This is a genomic window from Aeromonas hydrophila subsp. hydrophila ATCC 7966 (assembly GCF_000014805.1).
GTDB classification, from domain to species: domain Bacteria; phylum Pseudomonadota; class Gammaproteobacteria; order Enterobacterales; family Aeromonadaceae; genus Aeromonas; species Aeromonas hydrophila.
The window spans coordinates 449,328-466,282 of the sequence record NC_008570.1 but is presented as its reverse complement, the minus strand read 5'-3'; the positions used below and the strand labels follow the sequence as shown (position 1 = coordinate 466,282).

Below are 16,955 nucleotides of genomic sequence, written 5' to 3'. Positions count from 1 at the left end.
TTAATATAGATAAAAAGATATTTCTAATTTAGCAAAATATATATTAAGTCATGGGATGACACGGTTATTATTCTGGTTCATCTTCCGGATTGGCGATCAGGATTTCGGTCAGGCAGCCCTGCTCATTACGACTGAGCACCAGCTTGCGGCCTGGTTGCAGGTCGGCCGGGCTGCCGTTTAGCCAGCGGGTATCGTCATCGAAGGCCAGCACGCCGAGCCCCTGCAGCCGCAGGGCGCGGCCCGTGACGGCCAGCAGCGAGGCTTCGGCCCGGCGCCACTGGCTGGTCGGCAAGAATCCGGCGATGGCGTCGGCCATGCCGATCCGCTCGGCGACCCCGTCACGACTGAGGATGGCCAGACGCATGCCGGGTCTGAGCTCATCGTTGCCTGCCACCCCGCTCAGCGCGGCGTTGCCGAGTTCGAGTTCGGCGCCCTGAAACTGCAAGCGCAGGCCATCGTTGTGTTCCAGCTCCACCAGCCAGAGCTCGCCATCGGCGGCCAGAGCGCAGAGCGGCAGTGTCAGCAGCAGGAGGGAAGTGCGTGTCATAGCAAAAGGCCCATGGTCAAACCGTGCGAGGTTTAACTATGGACCCAGCTGTACCATTTTTCCGCCAGCGCCCCGCCGGCCTGGCTCAGTCATCCTCGCGGCAGCGGCTCAGGCGCATGCCGTCAAACTTGCACTCCAGCTCCAGCCAGCGTCCTTCGAACGGGGCCAGGCTGTCGTCCGAAGTGACATAACCCCAGATCCGCCCCTGCTCCACCGGCCCTTCCAGATCCATCTCGTCATCCTCCTCCAGCTTCTCGACCTCCCGGATCAGCCGCAGCTCGCCCTCGACCACCCCTTCCAGGTCAACCCAGGTACCGCCGAGATCGTCCTCTCTCAGCCCGTCCTTGAAGCGGGTCTGCTCATCGAGCACAAAGGGGATGCCGTTGACCATCAGCTGGCCCAGCTGCCAGGTGGTGCGGCCGGTCAATTTGAACTCCGCCGACTGCGCAGCGCCAAGTGGCAGCAAGATCAGCAGCAGGAGAGTGCAGAGAGACTTCTTCATCGGGGATCCTCGGGGTTACACTGCCACACAGGATGCCTTATCCGGTGTGAGATGACCGTGAAATGCCGGTCAAGACCAGGAGATCAAAGCATGAAAATACTGGTGGTGGAAGACAATCCCCAGGTCGCGGAAACCATCATGGATTATCTGGAGCTGGCGGGTCACCGGCTGGACTGCGCCTACCACGGCCAGGCCGCCCTGCAGTTGCTGGCCGAGCAGCGCTTCGACGTCATCATCATGGACGTCATGATGCCGCGCCTCGACGGCCTCAGCACGGTGGCCCGTCTGCGGGAGCAGGGGATCCCGACCCCAGTGCTGTTTCTCACCGCCCGCGACAGCCTGGACGACAAGCTGGCAGGCTTCAAGGCCGGCGGTGACGACTATCTGGTCAAGCCGTTCGCCATGGAGGAGCTGGAAGTGCGGCTGCAGGCGCTGGCCCTGCGCGGCCCGCGCAGCGACATGGGGGCGCTGTGCGTGGGCGAGCTGACCCTGGATCCTGCCAGCGGCCGCGCCACCCGGGCCGGGGTCGAACTCAAGCTCGGCAAGATCCCGTTCCAGATCCTCACCCTGCTGGCCCGTCGGGCCCCCGCCCTGGTCACTCGCCAGGAGGTGCTCGACACCGTCTGGGGCGACGAGGAGCCCGACTCCGATGCCCTGCGCAGCCACATCTATGCCCTGCGCAATGCCCTCGACAAGCCCTTCCCCACTCCCATGCTGGAAACCCTGCACGGTCAGGGCTATCGGCTGGTGACCCCATGATGAGCCGCCAGCGCTACCTGACTCGGCCCGCAGGGAGGCCATCATGAGCCTGCCCAGCCTGCGCCGTCGCCTGATCCTCACCCTGAGTGGCGCCGGCCTGCTGCTGCTGGTCATCATCAGCCTGCTGATGGTGGTGGCCGAGGACAAGATGGAGGAGCTCAGCCTGCGCCACTGGCTGGAGGCCGAGGTGACCCGCTACAGCGACGACTGGCTGCGGCTCGGCATGGCGGCCCCCGCCCCCAGCCCGCGCCAGTTCTCCAGCTACTGGACCGAGGCCGGCCGCCTGCCGGTATGGCTCAAGCCCTACCAGAGTCCGGGCTTCTACGAACACGTGCTGGGGGACGAGGACAAGCACTTCCTGGTGCGGCCCCATCCGTCCGGTGAGGGGCTGCTCTACCTGGTGTTCAACGACGACGCCGACGACTACCTGGATCCTTACGAGGATCAGCTGCACCTGGCGACCCGGCTGATCGGGCTGGTCCTGCTGCTCGGCTGCATCGGCTTCGGCATCTGGCTGGTGCGCCACATCACCCGGCCGCTGCAGCGACTGCAGCAGCGGGTCGCCCACCTCACCCCGGATCAGGCGGACTTCGTGCCCGACGCCCCCTGGCAAGAGCTCAGAGACATCGAGCTGGCACTGCTGGCCGGCAAGCAGGAGGTGGCTGCCGTGTTTGCCCGCGAGCAGGAGTTCAGCCGCTTCGCCAGCCACGAGCTGCGCACCCCCAACATGGTGATCCAGGGCTCGGCCGCCCTGCTCGGCAAGGTGAGCGATCTGCCCGCGCCAGCCGCTCGTGCCACCACCCGCATCCGCGCCGCCGCCGACGAGATGGCGCTGCTCACCGAGACCTTTCTGCTGCTGGGCCGCAAGGAGCCGGTAGAGCGCCCGCCCCAGCAGGTGGCGCCGCTCATTCGCCAGGAGCTGGCCCGCCTCGCCCCGCTGCTGCAGCGGGAGGAGCTGGATATCCGGTTGCAGCTGGACGATGAGAGCGAGGCGCTGGCCCCCCTCTCCCTGCTCGCCATTGCGCTCGGCAACCTGCTGAAGAATGCCCTCAGCTACGCCGAGGGACACATCGACATCGAGCTGGCCGGCCCCGTGCTCACCATCAGCAACCCCACCGCCGCCGCGCCGGACCAGATCCTCGGTTACGGCTGCGGCCTCACCATCATCCAGCGCATCTGCGAGAAGCTGGGCTGGCAGATAGAGACCCGGCTGGAGGGCGGCATCTTCAGTGCCAGACTGGCGATGCGGGAGTAAAAACAACAAGGCGCCCGAGGGCGCCTTGTTCATTGTTTCAACCACCAAAACCGGCCAAAAGGCCGGTTTTGCATTCAGGCCGCGCTCTTGCTGACAGACGCCACCTGTGGACGACCCTGCAGGCGATCCCAGAGGGCCGCCAGCAGCAGGGCACACAGCGAGGGCGGCAGCCAGGCCAGCCCCTGCTCGTTCAGGGGCAGGGCAAGGCTCCAGGCCGGCAGCAGGCCGGCAAGGGCCGAGGCCTTGAGCCCGTCGATCAGGCCGAACAGCAGGCTGATCAGCATGACAGGCCCCACCACCCGGGTGCCGTTGCCCCACCAGCGCAGGGTGAAGCTCAGCACCACCAGCACGATGCAGGGAGGATAGATGGCGGTCAGCACCGGCACCGAGAGCTGGATCAGGTGGCTCAGCCCCAGGTTCGAAACCAGCATGGAGAAGCCGCCCAGCAGCAGCACCAGGGTGCGGTAGGAGAGCGGCAGGTACTGGGCGAAGAACTCGGCGCAGGCACAGGTCAGGCCGACGGCCGTCACCAGACAGGCGATGAAGATAAGCAGTGCCAGGAAGCCGCTGCCCATGTTGCCGAAGGTGTGCTGAACGTAGGCATGCAGGATCTCGGCGCCATTCTGGGCATGGGGTACCAGTTCACCGCTCACCGAGCCCAGGCGGAACAGGCTGAGGTAGACCAGCGTCAAGCCCATCCCGGCGATAAGGCCGGCCAGTACGGTATAACGGGTCAGCAACTTGGCGCTGCTCACCCCGCGCGAGCGGGCCGCATTGACGATGACGATGCCAAACACCATGGCACCCAGGGTGTCCATGGTGAGGTAGCCATTGACGAAACCGTTGGAGAAAGGCTGATGCTGGTAGCTTTCGACGGCAGGGATGGCAGAACCGGCAGGCCACAGCAGAACGGCGAGACCCAGCGCCGCCAGCGCCAGGATCTTGATCGGCGCCAGCACGTGGCCCACGGTGTCGAGCAGCCGGCCAGGATAGAGGGAGATGCCGATCACCAGGCTGAAGTAGACCAGGCTGTAGATCAGCAGGGCCGAGCCATCGTCGCCAAACAGCGGCGCCAGCCCCACCTCGTAGGAGACGGTCGCCGTACGCGGGGTGGCAAACAGCGGCCCCACGGCCAGATAGCAGACGGTGGCCAGCAGCAACCCGGCCTTGCGGCCGATGGGCGCACTCAGGGCATCCACACCACCCCCGACCTTGGCCAGCGCCACCACGGTGAGCACCGGCAGGCCGACTGCCGTCAGCAGGAAGCCGGCGGCGGCGCCCCACACCTGTTCACCGGCCTGCAACCCCACCATGGGCGGGAAGATGATGTTGCCGGCACCGACGAAGAGCGCGAAGGTCATGAAGCCCAACGCGACTATGTCTCTGGATGTTAATTTTTGGTTATTCATGCTGCGTAATCTGCCTATGACAATGTCAAATCATGACGGAAGTCGGCACGAATGGTTTATTCGTGCAAAAAATCCGCAGATAGTTTTATTAAATTTTTATGTTTCGCGACCTGCGAAGGGCGACAAGTAGAGCGTTTGTGCCAACTGGAGGCAAGTGCGGCACGGCAATCCAGTCACTTCATCCAGAAAATAATTAAGCAATGGTGTTTGATATTGGTGTGGTGCAATTTTGCAACAGATGATAACGCCACAACCAGCGTCATTTGTTACCGGCCTTGCCGTTCGCGGCACCCGCAGGTTCAAGCCACCCGCCCAGCCGAGCAATGAGCCCAAAAACAACAGGGCGCCCGAAGGCGCCCTGTGTGATGGAGTGGCGGCAAGCCCGGCGTCACTCCGCCGGCTTGTGCTTGCGACTCGCCTTGAGCTCGAGAAACTCGATGATCTTGCCCGCCACGTCCTTGCCGGAGGCAGCTTCCACCCCTTGCAGGCCGGGGGAGGAGTTCACCTCCAGCACCAGCGGACCGCGGGCACTGCGCAGGATATCCACCCCGGCCACGTCCAGCCCCATGATCTTGGCGGCCTGCACCGCGGTGGCCCGCTCTTCCGGGCTTATCTTGATCGCCTCGGCAGTGCCGCCCCGATGCAGGTTGGAGCGAAACTCCCCCGGCTGGGCCTGGCGGCGCATGGCGGCCACCACCTTGCCGTTGACCACCAGACAGCGGATGTCGGCGCCGTTGGCCTCGCGGATGTACTCCTGCACCAGGATGTTGTTGTTGGTCTGGATGAAAGCCTCGATCACGCTCTCGGCCGCTTTCTGGGTCTCGCACAGCACCACGCCGATCCCCTGGGTCCCCTCCAGCAGCTTCACCACCAGCGGCGCACCGCCCACCATGGTGATGAGGTCGGGCACGTCGTGGGTGCTGTGGGCATAGCCGGTCACCGGCAGGCCGATGCCGTGGCGGGAGAGCAGCTGCATGGCCCGCAGCTTGTCGCGGGAGCGGGAGATGGCCACCGAGCTGTTGAGCGCCATGGTGTTCATCATCTCGAACTGGCGCAGCACGGCGGTGCCGTAGAAGGTGATGCTGGCCCCGATGCGCGGGATCACCGCATCATAGCTCTCCAGTTCCCGTCCTTCGTAGTGGATGGAGGGGTTGTGGGAGGCGATGTTCATGTAACAGCGCAGGGTGTCGAGCACCTCGACCTGATGACCGCGCGCCTGCGCCACCTCGACCAGACGGCGGGTGGAGTAGTTGTTGGGCTCACGGGATAAAATGGCGATCTTCATGACAATTCCGCTAGAAGGCAGTGCCTGGGCAGGATGGGGCGGGAGAGTATAAGGTGCCACAGCGCCAAGACAACGCCAATTGTTTCTCCTGACAACAAGACAAACCACACAGAAACCTGCGCTGCCATCCCGCTGTCACTAGCTTGTCAAACGGCGGCACCAGACTGGTCTGTCCCCCAATACAGGATGCCGCCGTTATTCATCCAGGATCAATCGGGATTGACCCGGTTCCCACCCCTTTAATGCAGGTTCGGCCCCAGCCAGCGCTCGGCTTCGGCCAGGGTCATCCCCTTGCGCTGGGCATAATCTTCCACCTGATCCTGCTGGATCTGCGCCACCGCGAAGTACTTGCTGTCGGGGTGGGAGAAATACCAGCCCGACACCGCCGCCCCCGGCCACATGGCGTAGGATTCGGTGAGCTTCATGCCGATGGCCTGCTCCACCCCCAGCAGTTCCCAGATGCTGCCCTTCTCGGTGTGCTCCGGGCAGGCCGGGTAGCCCGGCGCCGGGCGGATGCCGCGATAGTTCTCGCGGATCAGCTCCTCGTTGCTGAGCGCTTCGTTGGGGGCATAACCCCAGTGCACCTTGCGCACCTGTTCGTGCAGGTACTCGGCGAAGGCCTCGGCCAGGCGATCGCACACCGCCTGAATGAGGATGGCGTTGTAGTCGTCGTGCTCTGCCTTGTAAGCCTTGGCGATGGCCTCCTCGCCGATACCGCCGGTCACCGCGAAGGCACCGATCCAGTCGGGCTTGCCGCTCTCCTTCGGGGCCACATAGTCTGCCAGACAGTAGTTGGGGAAGCCCTGCTTCTCGCTCTGCTGACGCAGGTGGTGCAGCACCTTGCGTACCTCGCGGCGCGACTCATCGGTATAAACCTCGATGCTGTCGCCCACGGCGTTGGCGGGGAACAGGCCTATGATGCCGGCGCAGCGCACGCTCCGATCTTGCTCCAGCTGATCCAGCATGGCGTTGGCGTCGGCGTAGAGGCGCGTTGCCTCCTCCCCCACCACCTCATCTTCCAGGATGCGGGGGAACTTGCCCGCCAGCTCCCAGCTCAGGAAGAACGGCGTCCAGTCGATGTAGGGGCGCAGCACCGAGACCGGCACATCCTCGAAGGTCTGCACACCGGGCTCCCGGGGCTTGGGTGGCTGATAGCCGACCCAGTCCAGCTGATGGCGGTTGGCACGGGCGTGGGCCAGACTGACCGGCTTGGAACGCGGCTGCTTGCGGGCGTGCTGCTCGCGGGCAATCTCGTACTCCTTGTCGATGCGGGCCACGAAGGCGGGCTTGAGCTCCGGGCTCAGCAGACTCTGGGCCACCCCCACCGCGCGCGACGCGTTGGAGACATAAACCACGGGTTCGGAGTAGTTCTGCTCTATCTTCACCGCGGTGTGGGCCTTGGAGGTGGTGGCGCCGCCGATGAGCAGCGGCAACTTGAAGCCCTGGCGCTCCATCTCTTTCGCCACGTGCACCATCTCGTCCAGCGACGGGGTGATCAGGCCCGACAGGCCGATGATGTCGGCATTGACCTCCCGCGCCGTCTTGAGGATCGTCTCGCAAGAGACCATGACCCCGAGATCGACGATCTCGTAGTTGTTGCACTGCAGCACCACCCCGACGATGTTCTTGCCGATGTCGTGCACGTCCCCCTTCACGGTGGCCATCACGATTTTGCCGTTGCTGGAACCGCCGGACTTCTCCGCCTCTATGTAGGGCTGCAGGTAGGCGACCGCCCGCTTCATCACCCGCGCCGACTTCACCACCTGGGGCAGGAACATCTTGCCGGCGCCGAACAGATCGCCCACCACGTTCATGCCGTCCATCAGCGGCCCCTCGATCACGTGCAGCGGCTTCTCAGCCTTGCTGCGGGCCTCCTCGGTATCCTCCTCGATGAAATCGGTGATCCCCTTGACCAGCGCATGCTCCAGCCGCTTGCCTACCGGCCAGCTGCGCCATGCCTGATCCCGTGGATCCTCGGTCTGGGCTCCGCCACCGCGATAGCGCTCGGCGATGGCCAACAGCGCCTCGGTGGCGTCCGGATTGAGGTTCAGCACCACCGCCTCGACCTTCTCTTTCAGATCGCTCGGGATGTCTTCGTAGATGGCCAGCTGACCGGCGTTGACGATCCCCATGTCCATGCCGTTCTGGATGGCGTGATAGAGGAACACCGCGTGGATCGCCTCGCGCACCGGCTCGTTGCCACGAAACGAGAAGGAGACGTTGGAGACGCCACCGGAGATCATGGCGTGGGGCAGGTTCTGCTTGATGTCCTTCACCGCGTCGATGAAGTCCACTGCATAGTTGTTGTGCTCGTCGATGCCGGTCGCCACCGCGAAGATGTTGGGGTCGAAGATGATGTCTTCCGGCGGGAAACCCACCCGGTCCACCAGAATGCGGTAGGCGCGCTGGCAGATCTCGAACTTGCGGGCGCGGGTATCGGCCTGGCCCACCTCGTCGAACGCCATCACGATGACGGCAGCGCCGTAGCGGCGCAGCAATCTGGCCTGCTGGATGAATTTCTCCTCCCCCTCCTTCATGGAGATGGAGTTGACTACCGGCTTGCCCTGCACGCACTTGAGGCCGGCCTCCAGCACCTCCCACTTGGAGGAGTCGATCATCACCGGCACCCGGGCGATGTCCGGTTCGCCGGCAATCAGGTTCAAGAAGCGCACCATGGCCGCCTCGGCGTCCAGCATCCCCTCGTCCATGTTGATGTCGATGATCTGGGCGCCGCTCTCCACCTGCTGCTTGGCGACGTCGAGGGCCTCGTCGTAGAGCCCCTCCTTGATCAGCCGCTTGAACTTGGCCGAGCCGGTGACGTTGGTGCGCTCCCCCACGTTCACGAACATGGATTCGGGGGTGATGATGAGGGGCTCCAGGCCCGACAGCCGGCAGGCTACCGGCAGCTCGGGCAGGGCGCGCGGTTTGATGCCCGCCACGGCGTCCGCCATGGCGCGAATATGGGTCGGGGTGGTGCCGCAGCAGCCGCCCACCAGGTTGAGAAAGCCGCTCGCAGCCCACTCGCGGATATGCTCGGCCATCTCGACGGCATCGAGGTCGTACTCGCCGAACGCATTGGGCAACCCGGCGTTGGGGTGGGCGCTGACATGGGTCTCGCTGATGCGCGACAACTCCTCCACGTACTGGCGCAGCTCATCCGGCCCGAGCGCGCAGTTGAGACCGAACGAGACCGGTTTGACATGGCGCAGCGAGTGGTAGAAGGCTTCGGTGGTCTGGCCGGAGAGGGTACGGCCGGAGGCATCCGTGATGGTGCCCGAGATCATCACCGGCAGGCTGTAGCCCAGCGCCTCGAACACCCCTTCCACCGCGAAGGCGGCGGCCTTGGCGTTGAGGGTATCGAAGATGGTCTCGATCAGAATGATGTCGGCGCCGCCCTCGATCAGGGCGTGGGTCGATTCGGTGTAGGCGGCCACCAGCTGGTCATAGGTGACGTTGCGCTTGCCGGGATCGTTCACGTCCGGCGAGATGGAGGCGGTGCGGTTGGTCGGGCCCAAGACCCCGGCCACGAAGCGCGGCTTGTGGGGCTCTTTCGCCGTCCACTCGTCTGCCACCGCGCGTGCCAGCCGGGCCGCCTCGCAGTTGATCTCGGCCGAGAACTCTTCCATCTCGTAGTCGGCCATGGCGATGCGGGTGGCGTTGAAGGTGTTGGTCTCGAGGATGTCGGCACCGGCGGCGCAGTACTGCTCGTGGATCTCGCGAATCACGGCGGGACGGGTCAGCACCAGCAGGTCATTGTTGCCCTTGATGTCGGTGTGCCAGTCGGCGAAACGCGCGCCGCGATAATCGGCCTCACCGAGCTTGTAGCCCTGGATCATGGTGCCCATGGCGCCATCGATGATCAGGATCCGCTCCTTGAGACAGGCTTCCAGTTTGTTTGTCACATCCGACTTTTTGTTCGACACCGCTCGTTCCTCTTACATCCATGCAACTGCGTAAACAGCATCCTAACAGCAAACAAATCAAATGGAAATCTAGCCGTCTATCTGTCTATATCAGTGACCTATATACTCATAAATAGGTAATGAGTAACATGTGACCCAAGAGTACCCTATGCCCGTCCTCAATCCGGACACGTGCTTGCTGTTTACTAAAGAGAAAAATAACTATGAGCGTCTACTACACACTCTGCTTCCTGGCAGCGTTGGCGATCTTTATCGCCTTTGCCAATCAGTATGTTGTGAAGATCCAGACCACCATCGCCATCACCGCGGGCTCCATGCTGATCTCCGCGCTGCTGGTGCTGTTCGGTAAGCTGGGCTGGTTCAATCTGGAACCCCTGGCCGTCAAGACCATGGAGAGCATCGACTTCCAGAATTTCCTGCTGAAGGGGATCCTGGGCTTCCTGCTGTTCGCCGGCGGTCTCGGGATCAATCTGAAAGCCCTGCGCAGCCAGAAGTGGGAGATCACCATTCTCTCCATCGTGGCGACCCTGCTCTCCACCTTCATGGTCGGCTACGGCTTCTGGTTCATCGCCAAGCTGCTGGGCTGGGAGCTGCCGCTGGTCTATTGCATGCTGTTCGGTGCCCTGATCTCCCCCACCGACCCCATCGCCGTACTGGCCATCGTCAAGAAGATGAAGGCGCCGCCCCAGATCGCCATCCAGATCGAAGGGGAGTCGCTGTTCAACGACGGTGTCGGCCTGGTGATCTTCGCCACCGTGTTCGCCGTTGCATTCGGCGGCGTCGAGCCCACCTTCGGCAGCGTGGCCGGCCTGTTCCTGCATGAGGCCCTCGGCGGCATCCTGTTCGGCGCCGTGCTGGGCCTCATCACCCACGTGATGATCAGCGCCACCGACGATGGTTCGCTGGAGCTGCTGCTGACCCTCTGCATCCCCACCGCCGGCTTCGCCTTCGCCAACATGATCGGCGTCTCCGGCGCCCTGGCCATGGTGGTGACCGGCATCATGATCGGCAACTGGACCCGTCACTCCGGCTTCTCCGAGCAGAGCAGCCATCACCTGGATCACTTCTGGGAGTTGATGGACCAGTTCCTCAATGCCCTGCTGTTCCTGCTGATCGGTCTGGCGCTGGTGCTGCTGGATCTGGCCTGGCGTGACTGGATCCTGCTGGTCATCGCGGTACCGCTCTGCCTCGCCGCCCGCTTCATCAGCGTGTCGCTGCCCTACATGGCCTTCCGCCGCTATCGCAGCTACAACAAGTTCTCGGTGCGGATCCTCACCTGGGGCGGCCTGCGCGGCGGTCTGGCCATGGCCATGGCGCTGGCGCTCCCCTCCGGCGTCATGATGCTGCCGGAACACGGCGTCGACCTGCGGGAAGTGATCCTGGTGATGACCTACTCGGTGGTGATGTTCTCCATCGTGGTACAAGGCATGACCATCACTCCGATGATCACCGCCGCCAAGAAGGCCAGCGGCCACTATTGAGTCACCGGCTGACGTCACCTGGTGATGAAAAAGGGCTCCCTCGGGAGCCCTTTTTGTGGCCGACAGACGACCCTCAAGGAAAAACTGCAAATAATTGTTTGCTTTTTACTCATGTCGAGGAGAGAATGCGCGCCGGCTAGTTAATCAGCCCTGATTATGTTTACCCTGAAATGCTTCACCTCACGATGAATCCTGCCAGTACCCGCATAACCTTCTTCTGATTTACTCGCCTTGAGAACCGTTCAGGCTGTCTGCCTGCGTTGCCCGGCTCTCACGGTGCAGACCCGATCTGCCCACTCCCAAGTAGCATCATGCATCCGCGTGGTCCTTGGCGCATTCCTTGAAAGTGCAGACGCCCCTGAACCGGGCTGGGTATTCCTGCGCGCTCGTCCGCAATCGTGCTGACCGCGCCCATTGACCTGACATTTGCCAATACAAGGAGCAAACACCTAATTGATATAGAGAAATACCATGATGAAAGTAGTACAAACACACAAACCCCTGCGTCGCAGCAAACCCATCAACCTGCCCGTGCAAGAGCACGATGACGACGGGTTCCTGATCCAGTTCAGCACCCGCTTCAGCGGCGGTTTTGCCATCTCCTGTGACGGCATCGCTGGCGAGTTCTCCATCGAAGACCTCAACTGATCCTGCCTGCCCAACGGCAGCGCCCGATGCAGACAGGCCGCAACTCACGGCGGCCTCTTTGTCTTACTCCCGCAAATTGTTCAGGCATAGCCTAATCCGCACTCTTGGCCGGCAAGCCCCATACTCTCAGACCCGGCAGGCCTGTGCTCCTTGCACCTCCAGCAGCAGACACTCATCCGCATCCTCGGCCAGTTTGACCAGCCTGCTCTGTACCAGCCCCAGCTTGGCCAGCAGCGCCACCGAACGCTCGTTGCCCGGGGTGACGATGGCGACCACCCGCTCGATGCCGAGCCGCTCCCGACCATCTTGCAGCGCTGCCTGCGCCGCTTCGATGCCATAACCCTGACCGCGATAGGCGGGCAGGAAGGCGTAGCCGATGTCTTCACAAGGCAGGGTATCGCGCTTGATCAGCCCGCAGATGCCGAGCTTGGCGCCGTCGCTGCGCCGGGCCACCAGATAGAGGCCGTGACCATGGCGGGCATAGCTGACCGCCGGCCCCTGCTGGATGTAGTTTTCGGCATCCTGCAGAGTGCGGATGCCCCGATCGCCGATGTAGCGGTGAAAGTCGGGGTCGTTGAGCAGTTCGACAATGAAGGGGGCGTCGGCAATGGTCAGTTCGCGCAGTTCCAGGCGCTCGGAGAGGATCATGACAAGGGCTCGCATAGAAGAGACAGGCCCCAAGACTGCCCCCGCCACCGGCTATTGGCAAGGCCGTCACCATGAAAAAGGGCCGCAGCGCGGCCCCGGTCAATGAAATCAGCCGTGTCAGGCCGCCAGCAGCCCGGCGTAGCCATTACCCTGCTCGCGCAGCGCCACGAACACCGCCGCACAATCGGACCAGGAGAGGCCGAGCCGCTCGGCCACCTGGGCGGGCCACTCGGGCGGTGCCTCGTCCCCCACGTCGGACTGCGCCGCCAGGGCGATGGCCAGATGGATGAGGGCGGCCTCGACAGAGAACTCCTTGGCCAACAAGGGGTTGTAGTGATACTCCACCGCATGGCAGATGCTCAGGGGGAATTGCCAGCGCCTGGCCATCTCGGCCCCGGTCTGGGCATAGTTGAAGCCGACCACCAGCTCCTCGGCCTTGGCGCGCCCCTTGCTGGGCTCCAGATCCTTGATGTGGTTCACCATGTTCTCCGGCAGCCCCACGTGCATGATGAGCCGCCCCATGTCGTAGAGCAGGGCGCAGGTGAACACCTCCTCCCCCTTCATTCCCTTGAGCTTGGCCAGCCGTCTGGCCAGTTCGGCCACGTCGAATACCTTGCCCCAGAAATGTTTGAGATCGATGCCGGGCACCGCATTGATGGAACCTGTCAGGCCGCAGGCGAGCACCATATTGCGCACCACATCGACCCCGAGCCGTACCACGGCCTCGTTGACAGTGGCGACCTGGCGACTGCCGCCAAACTTGGCGGAGTTGGCCAGCCGCAGCAGCTTGGCGGAGATCACCGGATCCTTGTTGATCTTCTTGGCAATCAGCAGGATATCCGGCTCTTTCTCGTTGAAGGTCTGCACCAGTTCGCGCATGACTTCCGGCACGTTGGGCAGGTTCTGGGGCTTGGATAACAGCGAGTCTATGGTGGGCATATTGATATCCGTCCATGCGATTTTATGATGGTTGTTGTTTGCCGACAGCAAACCCACATTAATTATGGGTAACAAAAACCGCCCCTACCGAAATGTTTTTATCGAAATATTTCAATGTGTTAATAGCCATCTCGCTATACTGGCATCCTTTATGACATGACGAGGCACAGCACATGAGCGAACCCACCGAGTTCTTCGACGAACAAACCCTGCTGGAGATGGTCGACAACCAGCTGAGCGACGGCCACCCGCTGCAGGTCAAGGCGACCCTGATGCGGCTGGTGATGAAGGGCACCCCCCGTGAAGAGACGCTGCAATATATCGCCTGTGCACTAGGGGCCGAGCTGATGGCGATGGAAGCGGATCAGGGCCCCTTCAACCTCGAGCGCTACGGCCAGTTTCTGGACTCCCTGCCCGAGATGCCCTGGGCCGAATAAACGCCCGCTACCACCGCCGGCGACCCGGTCGCCGGCCGGCTCCCGTTAGGCAAGCCACCCCGCCAGCCATTATCATTACTGCCACCGGACAGCAGGGGAGCAAGCATATGCGCTGGCAAGATCGCCGTGAGAGCAACAATGTGGAAGACAGGCGCCAGCAGGGCAGCGGGGGCGGTATCCCCATCGGCGGCAAGGGGCGTCTGATCCTGCTGGTGGTGGTCATGGTGGCCGGCTACTACGGGGTGGACCTCTCCCCCCTGCTCAGCGAGCCGACCACCCAGAGCCAGCCCCAGCGTCAGGAGATGTCTCAGCCGGCCAAGGATCCCCTCGCCAGGTTCACCTCGGTGATGCTCGCCTCCACCGAAGATGCCTGGGGCGAAATCTTCCAGCAGAGCGGCAGCCGCTATCAGGCCCCCAAACTGGTGCTCTATCGCGGCGCAACCCGTACCGGCTGCGGCCAGGGCCAGTCGGTGATGGGCCCCTTCTACTGCCCGGCGGATCGCACCGTCTACATCGATCTCTCCTTCTATCAGGAGATGCGCGACAAGCTGGGGGCCGACGGCGACTTTGCCCAGGGCTACGTGGTGGCACACGAGGTGGGCCACCACGTGCAGAACCTGCTCGGCATCGAGCGCAAGATACGTGAGCAGCAGCAGGGGTTGAGCCGGGCCGAGCAGAACAAGCTGTCGGTCAAACTCGAGTTGCAGGCTGACTGCTTTGCCGGCGTCTGGGGTCACTACATGCAGCAGGAACAGGTGCTGGAGCATGGCGATCTGGAAGAGGCGCTCAACGCCGCCCAGGCCATCGGCGACGACCGTCTGCAGCAGCAGAGCCAGGGCCGGGTGATCCCGGACAGCTTCACCCACGGCAGTTCGGCCCAGCGCTACGCCTGGTTCAAGCGCGGCTTCGACAGCGGCAAGCCCGCCAGCTGCAATACCTTCGCCGCCCGCTAGACGCCCAAAAGAAGGGCCGGATCCTGACAGGATCCGGCCCTTTTTCCATTCATGGGTGAACGTCAGTACTGGGAGTTGACGATCACCTCCTCCCCCAACGCCCCAGCCAGCGGCAGCGGCCGGTAGGTGGAATTGGCCGAGCGCAGCAGCCGGATGCCGCGAATGCCGAGCTCCTGCGCCGCCTTGATGTCGCCATCGGCATCGCCGTAGAAGATCTTCATCTGCTTCTCCTTGAGCCACTGCACCTTGGTGTTCTGGCCCGGCTGATCGCCGGCGAAGATCACCGGGTTGAGCTGGTCGGCCGGAATATTCATGGTCTGCTGCAGGGTCTGGCTGACGGTCTCGGTCTTGGTGGCCGAACGGCCGGTGACGAAATAGATGTGATCGCCGCGCTCAAGGTGCATGGCGATGAGCGCCTTGCCCACCTCCTTCGGCACACTGAACGCGTCCCAGCCGTTGTTCATCTTCTCCCAGAAGGCCGGGTTCTTCAGGTAGCTCTCGTCGTTGGGGGAGAACTCCTGCTTGCCGCGATAGAACCCCGGGCTGGAGAAGAGCAGGGTGTCGTCGATGTCGAAACCTACCGCCATCGGCGGCAACCCATCCAGGCTCTTGGCAATCTGCGTCACCGACACCCAGTGAATGGGGGCCTGCTGGGCCAGGGTCACTGCAGTGACACCGGCGGGGCTGGCCGGGGCTTCGACCGCCACGGCAGGCAGGGTCAGGCTGGCGGCGACCAGGGAGGCAAGCAGGGCAAAACGGGGAGATAAGGACATGATACGGCTCGTGACATGAAGGAAACAGGGGGCCGATCCTGCCCCATGCCGGCACCGGAAACCGTGAAACCCGCCACAAAACAGGGCCAAGTGACACGCATCGCCACGGCAAGCCCCCATCTTGGCGCAATCGCCAAACAGCATGGCGTGAGCACCAAGGCCGGTGCCGACGACAGGCCCCATACTGGCCACTCCCATCCACTCAGGAGCCCATCATGGATTACAAGCAACGGCTGCAAGACTGCCTCAACCGGGTCATCTGCGACCCCGATTTCACCCCGGCCGAGCTCGATCACTGGTTCTGCCCGGACTATGTCCAGCTGGTGGATGACCAGCGGCTGGATCGCGCCGCCTTCGAGCAACACCTGCTGGTCCTGCGCCAGAGCCTGGCCCGCTGCGAGATCCACTTTGTCTCGCTGCTGGCCGAGGGAAACCGGGTCCACTCCCAGCATCGGGTGCGGGCCTGGCGTCACGATGGCGCCCAGATCGAGTGCAAGGTAAGCGCCCTGTTCACCTTTCAGGGTGAACGCCTGAGTCACACCGATGAGCTGACCTGTCTGCTGGCGGGAGAGCCGGCAGACCGGGATCTCGGCTCCCGCCTCACGGCCCCGCCGGCTCCCGCAAGAAGCGATTGAAGGCGTGAGAAAAGGCGCTGAAATCCCCGTAACCCAGTTCGAGGGCTATCCGCGACAGCGGCTGGCCCTGTTGCTGCAACTGGCGGGCCCGTCCCATCACCACCTGTTGCCGCCATTGCCGAAAGCTGCAGCCCAGCTGCTGGCTGAACAGCCGGTTGAGGGTGCGCACCGAGGCACCTGAATCGGCCGCCAGCTCCGCCAATCCGTATTCGATGGAAGGGTGCCGGCAGACCCGTTCCAACACCCGCAGCAACCGCACGTCCAGCGCCGCGCTCAGCATGAATCCAGCCGCCACCGGCGCCTGTCGCAACTCGGCCGCCAATACCGTTAGATAGGCATCCCTGAGCCCCGGCTCTGCCATATCCGCCAGCCGCTCGAACAGGCCAGCCAGCAGCGGGCTCACCTGGCGGGTCGTCAGCTCACTCCCCCCATCCAGGTCATCCAGATAGATCAGACTGAGCCGGGAGTGACGCAGCACCCTGAACTCATGGGCAAGCCCGGCCGGGATCAGGCAGAGCTGGCCCGCCACCAGCAGCACGCCTGCCGCCTGACTGCTGATCACGCCACCACCCCGATGCAGATAGCAAAACTGTGAACCGCCGTGACAGTGGAGGGCGGTGAGCGCGCCTTGCGGGTAGTCGCGATACCAGAGGTTCATGACGAACTCCCCAAGTCCAAGGCCCACCCACCAGCAGGCTCTTTCGGCACTTCTTGCCCCCCGCTCTCGCCCCGGTGGGCTATAACTGCTGTACGCCTTCTAA

General features: G+C 63.3%; 16 protein-coding genes. 7 read left to right on the top strand and 9 right to left on the bottom strand.

Features of this window, described 5'->3' with window-relative positions:
* Nucleotides 1-67: 67 nt before the first annotated feature.
* Nucleotides 68-547 carry a hypothetical protein gene (locus AHA_RS02185; protein ID WP_011704411.1) on the bottom strand — a complete coding sequence of 160 codons (480 nt, stop codon included), beginning with the start codon at nt 545-547 and terminating at the stop codon, nt 68-70.
* Between the two features lie 85 nt (nt 548-632).
* Nucleotides 633-1,049, bottom strand: a complete 417-nt coding sequence (locus AHA_RS02180) for a hypothetical protein (protein WP_044798981.1) — start codon at nt 1,047-1,049, stop codon at nt 633-635.
* 90 nt (nt 1,050-1,139) lie between these two features.
* Between AHA_RS02180 and AHA_RS02175 the strand changes: the two genes are divergently transcribed.
* Both AHA_RS02175 and AHA_RS02170 read left to right on the top strand, forming a co-directional pair.
* A complete protein-coding gene (locus tag AHA_RS02175) occupies nt 1,140-1,808 on the top strand; it encodes a response regulator transcription factor (RefSeq protein WP_016349215.1) in 669 nt (222 codons plus the stop codon).
* Nucleotides 1,809-1,851: 43 nt separating this feature from the next.
* Entirely contained in the window at nt 1,852-3,063 is a 1,212-nt protein-coding gene (locus AHA_RS02170) for a sensor histidine kinase (RefSeq protein WP_011704409.1), read from the top strand.
* Between the two features lie 74 nt (nt 3,064-3,137).
* Here AHA_RS02170 and brnQ read toward each other — a convergent pair whose 3' ends face one another.
* The 3 genes from brnQ to metH form a co-directional block, all read right to left on the bottom strand.
* Entirely contained in the window at nt 3,138-4,472 is a 1,335-nt protein-coding gene (brnQ, locus tag AHA_RS02165) for a branched-chain amino acid transport system II carrier protein (protein WP_011704408.1), read from the bottom strand.
* A 388-nt stretch (nt 4,473-4,860) separates the two neighbouring features.
* A complete protein-coding gene (gene rimK, locus AHA_RS02160) occupies nt 4,861-5,757 on the bottom strand; it encodes a 30S ribosomal protein S6--L-glutamate ligase (RefSeq protein WP_016349212.1) in 897 nt (298 codons plus the stop codon).
* Nucleotides 5,758-5,996: 239 nt separating this feature from the next.
* Entirely contained in the window at nt 5,997-9,680 is a 3,684-nt protein-coding gene (gene metH, locus AHA_RS02155; RefSeq protein ID WP_011704406.1) for a methionine synthase, read from the bottom strand.
* A 203-nt stretch (nt 9,681-9,883) separates the two neighbouring features.
* On the opposite strand from metH, the gene AHA_RS02150 reads away from it, so the two are divergent.
* Nucleotides 9,884-11,161 carry a cation:proton antiporter gene (locus AHA_RS02150; protein ID WP_011704405.1) on the top strand — a complete coding sequence of 426 codons (1,278 nt, stop codon included), beginning with the start codon at nt 9,884-9,886 and terminating at the stop codon, nt 11,159-11,161.
* 471 nt (nt 11,162-11,632) lie between these two features.
* Nucleotides 11,633-11,809, top strand: coding sequence for a hypothetical protein (locus tag AHA_RS21670; protein WP_011704404.1), 177 nt, complete (start codon nt 11,633-11,635; stop codon nt 11,807-11,809).
* Nucleotides 11,810-11,935: 126 nt separating this feature from the next.
* Here AHA_RS21670 and AHA_RS02145 read toward each other — a convergent pair whose 3' ends face one another.
* Together AHA_RS02145 and AHA_RS02140 are read right to left on the bottom strand one after the other, a co-directional pair.
* Complete coding sequence (locus AHA_RS02145) at nt 11,936-12,457, bottom strand: GNAT family N-acetyltransferase (protein ID WP_011704403.1); 522 nt, start codon at nt 12,455-12,457, stop codon at nt 11,936-11,938.
* A gap of 117 nt (nt 12,458-12,574) precedes the next feature.
* Complete coding sequence (locus tag AHA_RS02140; protein ID WP_024945656.1) at nt 12,575-13,396, bottom strand: HDOD domain-containing protein; 822 nt, start codon at nt 13,394-13,396, stop codon at nt 12,575-12,577.
* A 173-nt stretch (nt 13,397-13,569) separates the two neighbouring features.
* On the opposite strand from AHA_RS02140, the gene AHA_RS02135 reads away from it, so the two are divergent.
* Nucleotides 13,570-13,833: a hypothetical protein gene (locus AHA_RS02135; protein WP_011704401.1), complete on the top strand. Its 264-nt coding sequence runs from the start codon at nt 13,570-13,572 to the stop codon at nt 13,831-13,833.
* A gap of 107 nt (nt 13,834-13,940) precedes the next feature.
* Nucleotides 13,941-14,786, top strand: a complete 846-nt coding sequence (gene ypfJ / locus AHA_RS02130) for a KPN_02809 family neutral zinc metallopeptidase (RefSeq protein ID WP_011704400.1) — start codon at nt 13,941-13,943, stop codon at nt 14,784-14,786.
* 62 nt (nt 14,787-14,848) lie between these two features.
* Here the strand turns inward: ypfJ and aphA are convergent, their stop codons facing one another.
* Entirely contained in the window at nt 14,849-15,559 is a 711-nt protein-coding gene (aphA, locus tag AHA_RS02125; RefSeq protein WP_043168835.1) for an acid phosphatase AphA, read from the bottom strand.
* 215 nt (nt 15,560-15,774) lie between these two features.
* Between aphA and AHA_RS02120 the strand changes: the two genes are divergently transcribed.
* Complete coding sequence (locus AHA_RS02120) at nt 15,775-16,194, top strand: hypothetical protein (RefSeq protein ID WP_011704398.1); 420 nt, start codon at nt 15,775-15,777, stop codon at nt 16,192-16,194.
* Here AHA_RS02120 and AHA_RS02115 read toward each other — a convergent pair.
* Nucleotides 16,160-16,852 (bottom strand): AraC family transcriptional regulator, encoded by a 693-nt coding sequence (locus AHA_RS02115; RefSeq protein WP_011704397.1) that lies wholly within the window; start codon nt 16,850-16,852, stop codon nt 16,160-16,162. The genes AHA_RS02120 and AHA_RS02115 overlap by 35 nt on opposite strands.
* Nucleotides 16,853-16,955 lie beyond the last annotated feature (103 nt).

Bases quoted from the DNA above. Each gene is read 5' to 3' on its own strand.
- AHA_RS02185 (WP_011704411.1), bottom strand. From the start codon at position 547: ATGACACGCACTTCCCTCCTGCTGCTGACACTGCCGCTCTGCGCTCTG.
- AHA_RS02180 (WP_044798981.1), bottom strand. From the start codon at position 1,049: ATGAAGAAGTCTCTCTGCACTCTCCTGCTGCTGATCTTGCTGCCACTT.
- AHA_RS02175 (WP_016349215.1), top strand. From the start codon at position 1,140: ATGAAAATACTGGTGGTGGAAGACAATCCCCAGGTCGCGGAAACCATC.
- AHA_RS02170 (WP_011704409.1), top strand. From the start codon at position 1,852: ATGAGCCTGCCCAGCCTGCGCCGTCGCCTGATCCTCACCCTGAGTGGC.
- brnQ (WP_011704408.1), bottom strand. From the start codon at position 4,472: ATGAATAACCAAAAATTAACATCCAGAGACATAGTCGCGTTGGGCTTC.
- rimK (WP_016349212.1), bottom strand. From the start codon at position 5,757: ATGAAGATCGCCATTTTATCCCGTGAGCCCAACAACTACTCCACCCGC.
- AHA_RS02150 (WP_011704405.1), top strand. From the start codon at position 9,884: ATGAGCGTCTACTACACACTCTGCTTCCTGGCAGCGTTGGCGATCTTT.
- AHA_RS21670 (WP_011704404.1), top strand. From the start codon at position 11,633: ATGATGAAAGTAGTACAAACACACAAACCCCTGCGTCGCAGCAAACCC.
- AHA_RS02145 (WP_011704403.1), bottom strand. From the start codon at position 12,457: ATGATCCTCTCCGAGCGCCTGGAACTGCGCGAACTGACCATTGCCGAC.
- AHA_RS02140 (WP_024945656.1), bottom strand. From the start codon at position 13,396: ATGCCCACCATAGACTCGCTGTTATCCAAGCCCCAGAACCTGCCCAAC.
- AHA_RS02135 (WP_011704401.1), top strand. From the start codon at position 13,570: ATGAGCGAACCCACCGAGTTCTTCGACGAACAAACCCTGCTGGAGATG.
- ypfJ (WP_011704400.1), top strand. From the start codon at position 13,941: ATGCGCTGGCAAGATCGCCGTGAGAGCAACAATGTGGAAGACAGGCGC.
- aphA (WP_043168835.1), bottom strand. From the start codon at position 15,559: ATGTCCTTATCTCCCCGTTTTGCCCTGCTTGCCTCCCTGGTCGCCGCC.
- AHA_RS02120 (WP_011704398.1), top strand. From the start codon at position 15,775: ATGGATTACAAGCAACGGCTGCAAGACTGCCTCAACCGGGTCATCTGC.
- AHA_RS02115 (WP_011704397.1), bottom strand. From the start codon at position 16,852: ATGAACCTCTGGTATCGCGACTACCCGCAAGGCGCGCTCACCGCCCTC.